Raw genomic sequence first — 15,547 nt, forward strand, 5'->3', positions numbered from 1 at the left:
TCTTGGGAGTGGGGGGGTCTGGCGAATAGCCCCAACACCCACCCCCACCGCAAGCGCCCCCAGTCGGAACGATGCTCTGGCCGAGCCGCATTCGGCCGTGGCATCAAGGGCGCCCAGGATGGCCGTCGCCGCTGCAGGGGGGCGGCGACGGCAGGTTCCTAGACCTTCAGGAGCAGGTTCGGCGAACCCGTCCTGATGTCGGTCAGCTTGTTCGGCGTGGCGGCGCCGACCAGGGCGCTGCGCACCTGGGCGGGCGTCGCGGACGGGTTCGCGCTCAGGTAGAGCGCGGCCGCTCCGGCCACGTGCGGGGAGGCCATCGACGTGCCGCCCATGGACCGCGTGCCGGTGTCCGTGCTGTGCGAGGCGGAGACGATGTCGCTGCCCGGAGCCCAGATGTCGAGGCACCTGCCCCAGTTCGACGAGCCGGCGGTCCAGATCGACCGCTTGTCCGCACGGTCGGACGCGCCCACCGTGATCGCCTCCGGCGTGCGGGCCGGGGTGAAGTTGCAGGCGTCCTGGCCGCTGTTGCCGCCCGCGAGGACGTAGGTGAAGCCCGCGCTGATCGAGCGGCGGACCGCGTTCTCCAGCGAGCTGTTCGTGCCGCTGCCACCGAGGCTCATGTTGACGACGGCGGGCTTCTTGCCGTTGGCCGTCACCCAGTCGATGCCGCGGATGATGCCGTCCCACGCGCCGCTGCCGTTGCAGTCGAGGACGCGGACGCCGACGAGCTTGGCCTTCTTCGCGACGCCGTAGGTCTTGCCACCGACCGTGCCGGCGACGTGCGTGCCGTGGCCCTGGCAGTCCTGCGCGACGGAGTCGTTGTCGATGAAGTCATAACCGTCGGTAGCGCGGCCCTCGAATTCGGAATGCGTTTTCCTGATTCCGGTGTCGAGAACGTACGCCGTCACGTTCGACGCGGTGTTCGGGTAGGTGTAGGACTTGCTGAGCGGCAGGTTCGCCTGGTCGATCCGGTCGAGACCCCACACAGGGTTGGTCTGCGTCGCCTGGATCGTGGCGAACGTGTTCCGTTCGACGAATTGCACGTCCGGGTCGGCCGCGAGGCGGCGAGCCTGGCGTTCGGACATCCCGGTGACCGAGAACCCGTTCAGCGCGGCGCTGTAGGTGTGCTTGACGGTGCCCTGGTAGCGGGACGCCAACGCGCTGGCAGGGGTGCGCGCGCCGTCCTTCAGGACCACGATGTAGCTGCCCTCGACCGCCTGGACGCCGGCGCCGGGCAGCACCGCTTCCTCAGCGATCGCGGAGGGCGTCCACATCGCCGTGGAAGCGATGCCCAATGCCGCCGCGATGGCGACATGACGCCGAAGAGCCATGGGTTCCTCCTGGCAGGGAATGAACTGGGGAACACCAAGAAACTAACTCGACATGTGCTTCGGATAACAGGTTCGAAACTTCAAAAGTCAATACTGTCAAAACTGTGTTGTAAACCGTTTTCAGGCACACGTCGTGGTTGGCCGGGCCGGATTTGATCACTGCCCGTAGCATTGGGGAGTGGCGGGTTTCGCTGACGAGCTGACGCGGGCGGTGGAGGCGAGCGGCCTCAGCCTGGAGCGGATCCAGCACCACCTGGAGGCGCGCGGCGTGCAGGTGAGCCTGTCGACGCTGTCGTACTGGCGCCGCGGCCGCAGCCGTCCCGAACGCCCGGAGTCGCTGCACGCCGTGGCCGTGCTCGAAGAGGTCCTGGGGGTCGACCCGGGCACGTTGACGGGCCAGTTGGGCGAGCGACGCCCCCGCGGCCGCTGGGTCGAACGGGTGGCCGCCCTGGAGGGCATCTGGCAGGAGGCGGCGCTCGACCTGGGCCGCGCCATCTCCCGCGTGGACCAGCTGACCGCCGCACCGGCGAAGTACCTGGCCGTGCGGGACCTGGTGGTGATCGGCCCGGACCGCCGCGAGGTGGAGATGCGCTCCAGCGCGGTGATCGAGGCCTTCGACGACGGCGTCGACCGCATCCTCGTCTCGAAGACCGCCGACGAGACCGACCTGTCCGCGGGCGACATCATCGCCCTCAAGTCGTGCCGCATCGGCCGCGTCCGCCGCGACGAGGAGAACAAGCTGATCGTCGCCGAGGTCATCCTCGACCGCGTGCTGCGCGCGGGCGACACGGCGTTGATCGACCTGCGGATGACGGCCTCTCCGGGCGCCGACAGCTCGTCGGCCGACCGCACGTTCGTCCGCGCGCTGCGTGAGTACGTCCTGGAGGTGGAGTTCCACCCGGACGCCGTTCCGGTGCGCTGCACCAGCTTCACCCGCTCCGCCCCCGACGCTCCAGTGGTCGGCACCGGTGAACTCTGGATCGGCACCACCGCCTCGACGCACATGGTGGTGCACGAGGCCCAGGCGGGCCACGTCCACGGCATCAGGTGGGAATGGGAGTAGCTGGAGCAGCTCCACGTGGCGACAGCGGTTTTTTGGAGGCAGGGTGAATGGCATGGAGTACACCCAGCTCGGTCGCAGTGGCCTGTCCGTCTCCCGCCTGTGCCTCGGCACGATGAACTTCGGTCCCGAGACCTCCGAGGCCGACAGCCACGCGATCATGGACCGCGCCCACGAACACGGCCTGAACTTCTTCGACACGGCCAACGTCTACGGCTGGAAGAAGGGCGAGGGCGTCACCGAGAACATCATCGGCCGCTGGTTCGCGCAGGGCGGCACCCGTCGCGAACGCACCGTCATCGCCACCAAGCTGTACGGCAGCATGGGCGACTGGCCGAACGAGACCAAGCTGTCGGCCCTGAACATCCGCCGCGCCTGTGACGCTTCGTTGAAGCGCATGCAGACCGACTACATCGACCTCTACCAGATGCACCACGTCGACCGGGACACGCCGTGGGACGAGATCTGGGAGGCGTTCTCCGTCCTGCGGCAGCAGGGCAAGGTCATCTACTTCGGCTCGTCGAACTTCGCCGGCTGGCACATCGCCCAGGCCGCCGAGGCCGCGCGCACCCGCGGCTTCCTCGGGCTGGTGTCGGAGCAGTCGATCTACAACCTGATGAACCGCTGGGTGGAGCTCGAAGTCCTGCCCGCCGCCCGCCACTACGGCCTGGGCGTGATCCCGTGGTCGCCGCTGCAGGGCGGGCTTCTGGGCGGTGTGCTGCGCAAGCAGCGCGAGGGCGCCGCGTCGCGGTCGTTGGCCGAGCACCAGCAGAAGGTGCTGTCGCGGCACCAGGAGTCCGTTGAGGCGTACGAGAAGCTGTGCGCCGATCTGGGGGAGGACCCGGCCAACGTCGGACTGGCTTGGTTGCTGCACCAGGACGGGGTCACCGCGCCGATCATCGGGCCGCGGACCGGGGAGCAGTTGGACAACTCGTTGCGTGCCGCCGAGTTGAAGCTGGACGCGGATGTGTTGGCGAAGTTGGACGAGTTGTTCCCGGCGCCGGGGCCGAACGGGTCGAAGCCTGCGCCGGAGGCCTACGCCTGGTAGTCCCCGGTCGTAGATCACCCGCCGTCGGTGCGCTGTGCAAGTCGCCTCGCGCCGACGGCGATCCTCCGAAGCCTTTGCCTTCGGTCATGATCGCTCTCTGACGCGAGACTTTCAGGACGCCAAATGGTGATGGAGCGACCTGGTATCGAGAATGAGCGTTCGTCAGTTGGCTGCGAGCAGGATGGTCTCGGCCGCGTTGATCTTGCCCTGGGCGCGACGTTCCAGCCAACAAATGCCAGCAGCGATCCTCCGGAAGACCGCTCGATGAGTCTCGTCTGTCTCCATCGACAAACACATGGCCGCCAGGCGCAGCTCAGCCGCCAGCATGGGGTCGAGTGGCTTCCTGCGCCAGAACACCGCGAGGCACTCGTCGATGAAAGGAAAACGGGTTCGTGATCCCCATTGAGTCATTGGTGTTTTGCGAACCTTTTCGACTAGTGCCGATATTTCGTCGGGAGGCACTGCATAAGTGCGATCCTCGTTGAGGCGACTTACAACCTCGATGAAGCGCTGTCGAAACAGTTCCGGGGTCTCAGGTGAATAGTAGATCACTTGGAATAGTGCGTGACCAACTGCGTCTTCGTATCCGCTTGTTGTGAAAAGAGACAGGCTCAGTACTCGTAGGGTCGATGGCCTCGGCAAGCGTGTGGCGAAGCGTCCACCCAGGCTTGCAATTTTGATCTGCTCGCAGATGGCGGCTATCTCTGGTAGCTTTGTCAGGTCTGAATAAATATCTTGGTAGAGCAGTTCTGCTGGAATTCTGTAAGTATCGGGGTTTTTCGGCCAGGCTGAGTTTTGTGAGTCCGCAGTCCACGCCTGAAGTCTGCCAAGTTTCCGCGCGACCCTTGAATTCTCAAGTTCGGAGATCAGTGGTAGACGGAAACCCGGCTCGCTGCCAGTGATGTCGTTAACCCATTCAACAAACGCGCGGGCGTCATCCGCTCGCACGCCAACAACTGGTTCGTCGAGGCGAGCGGGCACTGCGTCCGGGGCGCGATAGGGGTAGGACTCGCGGAATAGGCTGTAGATCCCGGCGTTGACAGGCTCCGCATTGAGGCGAGTTCCCTCAATGGTACGCACAAGCTTGCGGACGTGGCGTGTGACGACGACGTTGACCATGAGCCTGCGAATCGGTGAGTGAGCATTATTGCTGCGGAAGACTGTCTCTAGCAAACGGTCAAGGTGTGATCGGAGGTTTGCTGCCAGCTCGCTGGCTTGCTCGGCGCAGTCAAATGCCAATGAGAGGGCAACGACAGTATTTGCTTCCAGGCAAGCCTCGACGATCGGATCTGCGTTCGCACGAGCCACGTACAGGAGAGTGGTCTCCCTCCACCAGACGTCGTCGATGCGTTCAACCAGAACATGGGCTAGGTGCTTGTCGCGGATGTGGTGCGCTGAAAGAAACTCTTGGAACGTCAAGTGCGCGAACGAATACGTTGCGTGCTCTCGCTCGACCAACAAGCCGCTCGATGTCATCTCTGCGAGAAAGTCCTCCTCGGTCCTGCCGGGAGCCATGCGGCGTAAGAAGGGGCGGAATTCGGTTAGAACGTCCGTTCGGTCGAAGTCGCGGACGTGCTTACGCGTCATCGTGTAAGCCAAGCCGCTCAGTAGAGACATTTTTTGGTCGCCGGTGAGTTCAGAGGCGAGTTTTTTCGCTTCTTGGCGTCTCCACAGCAACACCTGGCAAATCTCGCTGTACAGGTCGACTCGGCTTCCGGGGAGCGCGCCGCGGAACTTGTGGACATTTGCGATCATGGTGAGCAGAAGCGGGTTCGCGGTCAGCTCGTACAACATGGGATTGTGATGCAAGCGTTCCAGTAGGTCGTCTGCTTCCTCGGCAGCGCGCCGACTGACATCCGCATTCTTTTCGCCGGTGCTGCGCTGTTCAAAGGCGAGGTACCAACTGTGTGCGAATCTTGTTACTTGTTCGTCGGAGAAACCGCGTACCTGTACGACACCGGCACCCTGGATCGGCGCTGAATGGTAGCCGTGTGGGCGGGACGTGATCACGAAGTCGTTCAAGGAGTATGACGAGATCTGGCGCTCAACCCAATCTGCGACCAGTCGACGGGTTACGGCATCTGCGACCTCGTCCAAGCCGTCGAGCAGTACAACACACGCTCCAGCACGTAACTTTAGAGAGAACCAACCGGTAGGCGCGTCAACGTGTACGAGGTCAGGCAATGGAACGTCGTTCATAATCGCAGTGACATGGTCGCGCAGGTACAGCAATACCGGGATTCGACGCTTGCGGCGGCGTTTGCGGCAAATGAGCAACGCGGTGTGGCGCAGAAGCGTGGTCTTGCCGCAACCAGGTGCGCCGATCACTGCTAGCACCACGGGTTCCGGTTTGTCGATCAGATCACCTATGAACCGACGGGTGGGATCGACGTGCGGCCGCTCGACTACGACCGGTATGGCTGGCGCCGGCTTGTCGATCAGGTCGCCGACGAAAGGTTGAGTAGGCTCCACCTGAGGCCGTTCAATCACGCCTGCCGGTACAGCCGAAGGATCACTGTAGACCAGGCTGACGTCAACGAAGACTTCGTCCAGTTGTGGGGTGTAGAACCCGACGGTGGCGAGGCCTTTCAGATCGATGTAGCGGAGGCTGCCGAGCACCGCCCTCAGATAGCGGCGGCGGAAACCAGACAGCTTCCGCAAGAGACCTTGGTCTATCCAGTTCGCGAGTCGAGTCTTCCATCGGGCACCCAACTCGTCTGCGGTGCCGCTGAGCACTTTGGCGATGAGCGCGATGCTCCAGAGAAGAACCTCGTAGCCTACAAATGCGGCGACAGCGAGCCATGGGTGCGCCTTCGCCCAGTTTTGCAGCAAGGCGAAGGCAGCAGCCGGCGGTGCGATGGCGGCGCTGGCGAGTCCCAAGATCTTGCCCATGCATCGGACATCGCGATTGGCGGTCTGTCCGTGACGTTATTCCACTGGACGTGTCAGTCCTCGAAGTCGTCGTCATCGCGGGCCAGGAACGTCGCGAAGCGCTCGATCGGCGTCTCGAACTCCGGGTTGGCGTCGACGAACTCGCGCAGCTTGTCGGCCAGCCAGGCGAAGGAGACCTCCTCCTCGCCGCGCCGCTTCTCCAGCTCCTCGATGCCGCGATCGGTGTGGTACATGCGCAGAACTCCTGTGGTGGCTCGAAAAACGAGCCGCCGGACCCCTGGGGAATCCGGCGGCTCGTCAGTTCACGTACTGGCCTACTCGAACGCGCGGGTGATGATCTCGCGCTGCTCGACCTCGTGCACCTTGCTCGAACCGGCCGACGGGGCGGCCATCGGGCGGCGCGACACGCGGCGGACGGTGCCCAGGTGCTCCGGCAGGAGCTCCGGCAGGGCCAGGCCGTAGAACGGCCACGCGCCCTGGTTCGCCGGCTCCTCCTGGACCCAGCGGACGTCCTTCGCGTTCGGGTAGCGCTCCAGGGTCTCGGTCAGCTTGCGGGCCGGGACCGGGTAGAGCTGCTCGACGCGCACGATCGCCACGTCGCCCGTGCCGCGCTTCTCGCGCTCGGCGTGCAGCTCGTAGGAGATCTTGCCGCTGCACAGCAGGACCTTCGTGACCGCGTTCGGGTCCTTGATGGTCGGGTCGTCCATCACCGAGTGGAAGCGGTCGTTGATGAACTCGTCCGTGCCGGACACCGCGGCCTTGAGGCGCAGCATCGACTTCGGCGTGAACACCACGAGCGGCCGGTCGACGCCGTCGAGGGCGTGGCGGCGGAGCAGGTGGAAGTAGTTCGCCGGGGTCGACGGGACGGCGACGGTCATGGAGCCCTCGGCGCACAGCTGCAGCCAGCGCTCGATGCGGCCCGACGTGTGGTCGGGGCCCTGGCCCTCGTGGCCGTGCGGCAGCAGGATCACGACGTCGGAACGCTGACCCCACTTCGCCTCACCGGACGAGATGAACTCGTCGATGATCGGCTGCGCGCCGTTGACGAAGTCACCGAACTGCGCCTCCCACAGGACCAGCGCCTGCGGGTTCGCGACCGAGTAGCCGTACTCGAAGCCGAGCGCGGCGAACTCCGACAGCACCGAGTCGTAGACCATGAACTTGCCCTGGTCCGGCGACAGGTTCTGCAGCGGCGTGTAGTCGTCGCCCGTCTTGCGGTCGATCAGGGTCGCGTGGCGCTGCACGAACGTGCCGCGGCGCGAGTCCTGGCCGGCCAGGCGGATGTTGCGGCCCTCGATCGCGAGCGAGCCGAAGGCGAGCAGCTCGGCGAACGCCCAGTCGATGCCGCCCTCGCGCGCCATCTTGGCGCGGCGGTCGAGCACCGGCTTGACGCGCGCGTGCGGCGTGAAGCCCTCCGGCAGGTTCACGTGGGCGTCCGCGATGTGCTCCAGCACCTCGCGGGTGATGCCCGTGGGCAGCTTCGCCGGGATCTGCTGCTCGGCCTCCACGGACGGGCTGACCGTCACCGGGTGCTTCTCGAGCTCGCGGACCTCGTTGAAGACGTGCTCCAGCTGGCTGGAGAAGTCCTGCAGCGCCTTCTCGGCCTCTTCGACCGTGATGTCGCCGCGGCCGATCAGGGACTCGGTGTAGGTCTTGCGCACCGAGCGCTTCTGGTCGATCACGTCGTACATCGCCGGCTGCGTCATCGAGGGGTCGTCGCCCTCGTTGTGGCCGCGGCGGCGGTAGCAGACCATGTCGATCACGACGTCCTTGTGGAACGCCTGGCGGTACTCGACGGCCAGCTTCGCGACCCAGTAGCAGGCCTCGGGGTCGTCGCCGTTCACGTGGAAGACCGGCGAACCGATCATCTTCGCGACGTCGGTCGAGTACTTCGAGGACCGCGAGTGCTCCGGCGCCGTGGTGAAGCCGACCTGGTTGTTCACGACGATGTGCACGGTGCCACCGGTGCGGTAGCCGCGCACGAGCGCCAGGTTCAGCGTCTCGGCGACGACGCCCTGACCCGCGAACGCCGCGTCACCGTGCAGGGCGACCGGCAGGACGGGGAAGAACTCGCCACCCTTGTCGATCAGGTCCTGCTTGGCGCGCACGATGCCTTCGAGGACCGGGTCGACGGCCTCGAGGTGCGACGGGTTGGCCGTCAGCGACACCTTGGTCTCGCCGTCGCCGAACATGCGGAAGTACTTGCCCTCGGCACCGAGGTGGTACTTCACGTCGCCGGAGCCGTGCGCCTGACCGGGGTCGAGGTTGCCCTCGAACTCGCGGAAGATCTGCGAGATCGGCTTGCCGACGATGTTCGCGAGGACGTTGAGGCGGCCGCGGTGCGGCATGCCGATGACGACCTCGTCGAGCTCGTGCTCGGCGGCCTTGTCGAGCACCGCGTCGAGCAGCGGGATGACGGTCTCGCCGCCCTCCAGCGAGAAGCGCTTCTGGCCGACGTACTTGGTCTGCAGGAACGTCTCGAAGGCCTCGGCGGCGTTCAGCTTGCTGAGGATGTACTTCTGCACGGTGGCCGGCGGCTTCTCGTGCGGAACCTCGACGCGCTCCTGGATCCAGCGGCGCTCCTCGGGCTCGAGGATGTGCATGTACTCGACGCCGACGGTGCGGCAGTACGAGTTGCGCAGCACGCCCAGGATGTCGCGAAGCTTCATCCGCTCCTTGCCCGCGAAACCGCCGACCGGGAACTCGCGGTCGAGGTCCCACAGCGTCAGGCCGTGGCTGAGCACGTCCAGGTCGGCGTGGGAGCGCTGGCGGTAGTTCAGCGGGTCCGTGTCGGCCATCAGGTGACCGCGCGTGCGGAACGCGTCGATCAGCTCGATGACGCGCGCGGTCTTGTCGACGGCGCCCTCGGGGATGTCCGCGACCCAGCGGATCGGCTCGTAGGGCAGGCGCAGCGACGCGAAGATCTCGTCGTAGAAGCCGTCCTCGCCGAGCAGCAGCTGGTGCACGCGCTTGAGGAACTCGCCCGACTCCGCACCCTGGATGATGCGGTGGTCGTACGTGCTGGTCAGCGTGATGATCTTGCTGACGCCCATGTCGGTGAGCGCCTGCTCGCTGGTGCCCTGGAAGTGCGCGGGGTACTCCATGGCGCCGACGCCGATGATCGCGCCCTGACCGGCCTGCAGTCGCGGCACCGAGTGGTTCGTGCCGATCGTGCCGGGGTTGGTCAGCGAGATCGTGGTGCCGGAGAAGTCGTCCGCGGTCAGCGACCCGGCGCGGGCCTTGCGGATCAGGTCCTCGTAGGCCTGCCAGAACTGCGTGAACGTCATGTTCTCGCAGCCCTTGACCGACGCGACGACCAGCGTGCGGCTGCCGTCCTTGCCGGGCAGGTCGATCGCCAGACCGAAGTTGACGTGCTCCGGCGTGACGACGAACGGCTTGCCGTTCTCCTCGGCGAAGTGGCGGTTCATGTTCGGGAACGCCTGCAGCGCCCGGACGACCGCGTAGCCGATGACGTGCGTGAAGGAGACCTTCCCGCCGCGCGTCCGCTTCAGGTGGTTGTTGATGACGATGCGGTTGTCGGCCAGCAGCTTGGCGGGCACGGCGCGCACGCTGGTCGCGGTCGGAACGGTGAGCGACAGCTCCATGTTCTTCGCGATCGCGGCGGCGGCACCGCGCAGCTGCTTCTGCTCGGGCTGCGCGCTCGGCGTGACCGGGGCGGCCTTCGCGGCCTGCTGCGGCGCCGGCTTGCCGGTCGACGGCAGGGAGGACGCCGCGGGCTTCGCGGGCTGCGGCGCGGCGGCCGGCTTGGGGGCGGCGGCGGGCGCGGGCTTGCCGGTGTCGGCGGCCGGCGGCGTCACGGTCGCGGTCGTGGTGGCGCTGCCGCCACCCGCGCTGGCCGTGGCGGCGGCACTGCCGTTGCCGCCCGCACGCTTGTAGTCGGCAAAGAAGTCATGCCATGCCGGGTCTACGGATGAAGGGTCCGCGAGGAACTGCTCGTACATCTCCTCGACGAGCCACTCGTTCGGCCCGAATTGTGACGCAGGACTGCTGCTGGACACGGCTGGCGCTCGCCTCTATCCATCTCGCTCTTGGTGGTGACTCATGCGGTAGTCAGGTTAGTCCCCCTCGCACGGGCCTTCACACGCTGGAGGCACCTGGCAAGGAGTGCTCTGTCACAGGATCGATCAGGACGGGCCCGTCGTCACCCGCAGTTGAGCAATTCTTGATGTGCGTCTCACTACGTCGCCTCCCTTTCGGGTAATGCTCGCTGAGCTGTTGGACGGGCATACGCACCGAGCGCACCGATCAGTTCACGATAGGTACACCGCGTTCGCCCTGCGGATTGATCTTGTTCAGCCCAGTGAACGCCGGATCGAAGCCGCCATCGCCTCGACGAACCGCGTTCTCGTGACCTCAGGTGTCCGGTCCAGCGACAGGTACGGGTTCAGGTCCTCCAGCTCGACCAGCAGCAGGTCACCCTGGCGCGTGCGGCAGGCGTCGACGCGCTGAATGCCGTGGTCCAGGGTGTTCCAGTCGATGAACCGCTGCGCGAATTCCAGGTCTGCACGGCTCGCTTCGTACGGCACGAGTTCCCAGCGCCGCGCCGGGTCGGGCGCGTTGAGCGCGTACTGGAAGTCGTGGTCCACGAAGTAGAACGAGACCTCGTACTCGAAATCGATCTTGGGCTGTACCAGGAGGTCGTCGCCCGCTTTCTCGGCGAGGACGCGTCGTAAATCGTTTTCGGGCACGAACTCCAGACCGTGCGAGTCGGCGCCGGCTTTGGGTTTCACGACGTACTCGGCCGCGGGCGGAAGGCGGTCGAGGTGGTTCGGGTCGTCGACCGTCGGGATGACCGGGAAACCCGCCGTCGTCAGATCGACCAGGTACTGCTTGCCGGCCATGTCGCCCTTGCCGGTGAGGGGGTTGTAGACGCGCTGACCCGTGGCCTCCGCCTGGTCGCGGAAGTGGTGGTAGGCGGGGGCGTAGTCGCTGATCGGGCCGCTGTTGCGGACCACCACGACGTCGTGGGCCCGCATCAGGGCCGCGGCGTCCTCCGGGTGACAGATGGCCAGGTCGAAGTGCTGCCTCAGGTCCGCGGTCAGGTGGATGTCCTCGTCGCAGTAGCGGCGGCCTCTGGCGGGGTAGGCGAGGTTGGAGACGTAGAGGAGCGAGGGGCGAGACGGCATGGGGCTCCTTCGACCTAGGCGGCTCGGAGGTGGTTTCTACGGGACGGGGAGGGGTGGGGACGGCGGGAGGGAGCGCTGTGCGGGACGCGTGGGTTGAGCCGGCGAGGGGTGCGGGACGAGGTGAGGTGGCCAGGTGGGGAGCGGGGGTAGCTGTTGGGGGTGAACAGAGGGCTGCCAGGGCCGTGAGGAGAGGGCGGCTGCCGGGTGTCGCGTAGCCCGGTGAGGAGGGAAGCGGAGCGCGGATGTGGGAGGCGGTCGAGAGCGTGGGCGATCGCCGGCCGCCGCGCGGGGCGGCGGCCTGCCTTGTCGGTGTGTGGTCAGGCTGCTTCTGGGGTGTTGCCGTGGTGCCAGAGGCGGGCGTAGGTGCCGTTCGACGCCAGCAGGGCGGCGTGCGTGCCCTGCTCGACCACTCGGCCGTTTGCCAGGACGACGATGCGGTCTGCCCTTGCCGCCGTGGCTAAGCGGTGGGCGACCACGAAGGTGGTTCTGGCGCCTGTCAGGTGGTCGCTGGCTGCCAGCACCGCTGATTCGGTGGCCGGGTCCAGGGCTGCTGTCGCCTCGTCGAGGAGTAAGAGGTCCGGGTTGACCAGCTCTGCTCTGGCCAGGGCGACCAGTTGGCGTTGGCCTGCGGAGAGGTGGTTGCCTCGTTCGCCCACCGGCTGGCGGAAGCCGTTCTGGAGGGTGGCGACCATCGGGAGGGCGCCCACAGCCTCGGTGGCTGCCTGGATCTCGTGTTCTGTTGCTGTGGGGCGGCCGTAGGCGACGTTGGTGGCCAGGTCGCCGCCGAACAGGTGGGCCTCCTGCGGGACCACGCCGAGGCGTTGGCGGTAGGCCGAGAGGTCGTAGGTGCGGATGTCCACGCCGTCGACCAGGACCGTGCCCTCGGTGGCGTCGTAGAAGCGGGCGATCAGCTTGACCAGCGTCGACTTGCCCGCGCCCGTCTCGCCCACCAGGGCGACGGTTTCTCCTGGGGTCACGTGGAGGGTCACGTCGTCGATGGCCGGGGTGTCGGCGCCCGCGTAGGTGAAGGAGACGTTGCGGAGCTCCACCTCGCCTCGCAGGCGGGGTGGGACCGGGGTCGGGGTGGACGGGGGTTCGACGGTGCTGGGGGTGCGGAGCAGGTCGCCGATCCGGCGCAGGCCCACCCTCGCCTGTTGGTAGCCGTCGAAGACGCCGGAGAGCTGCTGGATCGGGCTGAAGAACAGGCCCAGGTACAGCAGGAACGCCAGCAGGACGCCCGGTGTGAGGCTGCCGGTCGCCACTCGGTGCGCGCCCACGGCCAGGACGACGGCCTGGGCCACGCCGGAGAGCATTGCCACGAAAGGGAAGTACGTGGCGATGTAGCGCTGGGCCCGCATGCGGGTGCGGCGGTAGGCGTCGCTGCGCTCGGCGAACGCCTCGGCCGAGCGGCGTTCCCTGGTGTAGGCCTGGGAGACGCGCAGGCCCGAGACGTTCTCCTGCAGGTCGGCGTTCACGGCGCTGACCCGTTCGCGGGCCTCGGCGTACGCGGTGGACGAGAGGCGTTGGAAGACCACTGTCGCCACGGCCAGGACCGGCAGCACCGACAGGGCGATCAGGGCCAGCGAGGCGTCGGTGACGACCAGGGCCGCGGTGATGCCGAGGACGGTGATCAGGCTGATCACGGCGGTGACGAGGCCGGTCTGCAGGAACGTCGAGAGGGCGTCGACGTCCGTCGTCATCCTCGTCATGATGCGGCCGGCCATCTCGCGCTCGTAGTAGTCGAGGCCGAGGCGCTGCAGGTGGGCGTAGCTGCGGACGCGCAGCAGGTAGAGCAGGCGCTCGCCCAGGCGGGCCGCGAAGATCGTGCTGCCCGCCGTGGTCAGCCAGCCGGCCACGACCAGGCCGACGCCCAGGGCCACGGCCTGCCACAGCGCCGACTCGGCACCACCGACCACGCCGCCGTCGATGCCGAACCGCACGAGCGACGGCATGCCCATGCCGACGAGCGCGTCCAGCACCACCAGCGCCGCCACGCCGCCGAGCGCCCAGCGGACCGGACTCAGCAGCCGGGCCAGCCGGAACCCGGGATCGGGCGCCTGCGGGTCGTTGTGCAGCACTGGCACCTCGGTGGCCGGCGGCAACGCCCGGACCTGCGCCAGCAACTCGGGTGTGGGCGGGCCACCCGCCAGCGCGGCCATGCTCCCGCCGCCGGCGGCACCTCCGCCCCCTCCGCCGCGCCTGCTGGACGGGACCGAGGCCGGCGACGACGTCTTCGCCTCGGCGATCAGCTGGTCGTCGAGGTCCTGCTGCGACACCTCGGGCCACAGTTCGCCGGCCGTGACCGGTGCGGCGGACTCGATCGCCTCGCCAGGCCCCGCCAGCAGGTCGCGGTACAGGGAACAGCGCGCGGTCAGTTCGTCGTGCGTGCCGATGTCGACCACGCGGCCCGCGTCCAGCACCGCGATGCGGTCGGCCAGCGAGAGGGTCGACCGGCGGTGCGCCACCAGCAGCGTCGTGCGGTCGGCCGTGACCGACGCGAGCGTCGCGTGGATGGCCGCCTCGGTCGCGTTGTCCACCGCGGACGTCGCGTCGTCCAGCACGAGGATGCGCGGATCGGACAGCAGCGCGCGGGCCAGGGCGACGCGCTGGCGCTGCCCACCGGACAGCGTGAGACCCCGTTCTCCCACCACCGTGTCGTAGCCGAGCGGCAGCGCCTCGATGAAGTCGTGCGCCTCCGCCGCCTTCGCGGCGCGCTCCACCTCCTCGCGCGAGGAGTCCGGACGCCCGTACGCGATGTTCGCGAACACCGTGTCGGAGAAGAGGAACGCCTCCTCGAACACCACGCCCACCGCGCCGCGCAACGACTCCAGCTTCAGCGTCCGCACGTCCGCGCCACCGACCCGCACCGCACCCGCGTGCACGTCGTAGAACCGCGGCAGCAGCAACGACACCGTCGACTTGCCCGACCCCGCCGTGCCCACCAGCGCGAGCGTCTCGCCCGGCGCGACCGAGATCGTGAAGTCCCGCAGCACCGGCTCGCTGCGCGCGTACCCGAACGTCACGTCCGAGAACGAGACCCCGAGCGGACCGTCCGGCACCTCGCCGGGACCGTCCGTCACGTCCGGCTGCGAGTCGATCAGCTCGTAGACCCGCTCCACGCCGGCCCGCGCGAGCTGCGCGGACACCATCAGGCTCGACAGCAACCGCGTCGGCCCCACCAGGTTCGCCACGTACGTCGTGAACGCGAGGAACGTGCCCAGCGTGACCTGCCCGTGCAACGCGAGCCAGCCGCCCAGCCCCAGCACCGCCACCTGCCCGAGCAACGGCAGCGCCGTCACCGTGGCGAGCGGCTTCGACGACAACCGCGCGGCCCGCATCCGTTCCGCGAACAGGGACTTCGCGTGCTTCTCCAGCCGGGCCACCTCGCGCGCCTCCTGGCCGAAGCCCTTCACCACGCGGACGCCGGTGACGGTCTCCTCGACGTGCTGCGCCAGGTCGGCCGCCCGCTGCTGCGCCGACCACGTGGCGGGGAACAGCGTCAGCCTGGTGCGCCCGGCGAGCCACGCCACCAGCGGCAGCACGATCACCGCGATGATCGTCAGCGGGATCGACAGGTAGATCATCGCCGCCAGCGCGGCCACCGCGAACACCACCGTGCCGATGGCCAGCGGCGCCATCATCAGCAACGACTGCACCAGCTGCAGGTCGGTGATCGACCGCGACACGATCTGCCCGGTGCGCAGCTCGTCCTGCTTCGCGCCGTCGAGCCGCTGCACCGACGAGAACACACCCAGCCTCAGGTCGTGCTGCACGCTCAGCGCCAGCCGCCCGCCCAGGTACCGCCGCGAGAACGCCGACCCGAACGTCAGCAGCTCCAGCACGATCAACGCCACCATCAACGGCCACAACCGGTCGGTGCGGCCCGCCGTCGAGTCGTCGATCGCCGTCTTGAGCAGCAACGGCCCCGCCGCCTGCAGACCCACGCCGACGACCGCGGCGAGCACCGACAACACCACCAGTCGGGGGTGCTGCCAGCACGCTGCGGTCAGTCGGCGGATCCAGCCCTTCGTCACGGGACCCACAGTACGTTCGGGGTCCGACATAAAAT

At 67.4% G+C, this 15,547-nt stretch carries 8 protein-coding genes; 2 read left to right on the top strand and 6 right to left on the bottom strand.

Going from position 1 to position 15,547, the window contains the following annotated elements:
- Positions 1 to 158 precede the first annotated feature (158 nt).
- Positions 159 to 1,331 (bottom strand): S8 family peptidase, encoded by a 1,173-nt coding sequence (locus ABZX02_RS02670; RefSeq protein ID WP_355294365.1) that lies wholly within the window; start codon positions 1,329 to 1,331, stop codon positions 159 to 161.
- A gap of 178 nt (positions 1,332 to 1,509) precedes the next feature.
- Between ABZX02_RS02670 and ABZX02_RS02675 the strand changes: the two genes are divergently transcribed.
- Positions 1,510 to 2,394: a hypothetical protein gene (locus tag ABZX02_RS02675; protein ID WP_355294366.1), complete on the top strand. Its 885-nt coding sequence runs from the start codon at positions 1,510 to 1,512 to the stop codon at positions 2,392 to 2,394.
- 52 nt (positions 2,395 to 2,446) lie between these two features.
- A complete protein-coding gene (locus ABZX02_RS02680) occupies positions 2,447 to 3,439 on the top strand; it encodes an aldo/keto reductase (protein ID WP_355294367.1) in 993 nt (330 codons plus the stop codon).
- A 162-nt stretch (positions 3,440 to 3,601) separates the two neighbouring features.
- Here the strand turns inward: ABZX02_RS02680 and ABZX02_RS02685 are convergent, their stop codons facing one another.
- From ABZX02_RS02685 to ABZX02_RS02705, 5 genes are all read right to left on the bottom strand, one after another.
- Positions 3,602 to 6,331: an NACHT domain-containing protein gene (locus ABZX02_RS02685; RefSeq protein WP_355294368.1), complete on the bottom strand. Its 2,730-nt coding sequence runs from the start codon at positions 6,329 to 6,331 to the stop codon at positions 3,602 to 3,604.
- A 53-nt stretch (positions 6,332 to 6,384) separates the two neighbouring features.
- The gene (locus ABZX02_RS02690; RefSeq protein WP_285643817.1) at positions 6,385 to 6,564 is read right to left on the bottom strand and encodes a DUF6104 family protein; all 180 of its coding nucleotides are present in this window, start codon (positions 6,562 to 6,564) and stop codon (positions 6,385 to 6,387) included.
- Positions 6,565 to 6,645: 81 nt separating this feature from the next.
- On the bottom strand, positions 6,646 to 10,350 hold the full coding sequence (locus tag ABZX02_RS02695) for a multifunctional oxoglutarate decarboxylase/oxoglutarate dehydrogenase thiamine pyrophosphate-binding subunit/dihydrolipoyllysine-residue succinyltransferase subunit (RefSeq protein WP_355294369.1): 3,705 nt from the start codon (positions 10,348 to 10,350) through the stop codon (positions 6,646 to 6,648).
- 294 nt (positions 10,351 to 10,644) lie between these two features.
- Complete coding sequence (locus ABZX02_RS02700) at positions 10,645 to 11,478, bottom strand: hypothetical protein (protein WP_355294370.1); 834 nt, start codon at positions 11,476 to 11,478, stop codon at positions 10,645 to 10,647.
- A 317-nt stretch (positions 11,479 to 11,795) separates the two neighbouring features.
- Complete coding sequence (locus ABZX02_RS02705) at positions 11,796 to 15,542, bottom strand: ABC transporter ATP-binding protein (RefSeq protein ID WP_355294371.1); 3,747 nt, start codon at positions 15,540 to 15,542, stop codon at positions 11,796 to 11,798.
- Positions 15,543 to 15,547: the final 5 nt, after the last annotated feature.

Origin of the sequence: Lentzea sp. NPDC003310, from assembly GCF_040610935.1 — a bacterium.
Classification (GTDB): domain Bacteria; phylum Actinomycetota; class Actinomycetes; order Mycobacteriales; family Pseudonocardiaceae; genus Lentzea.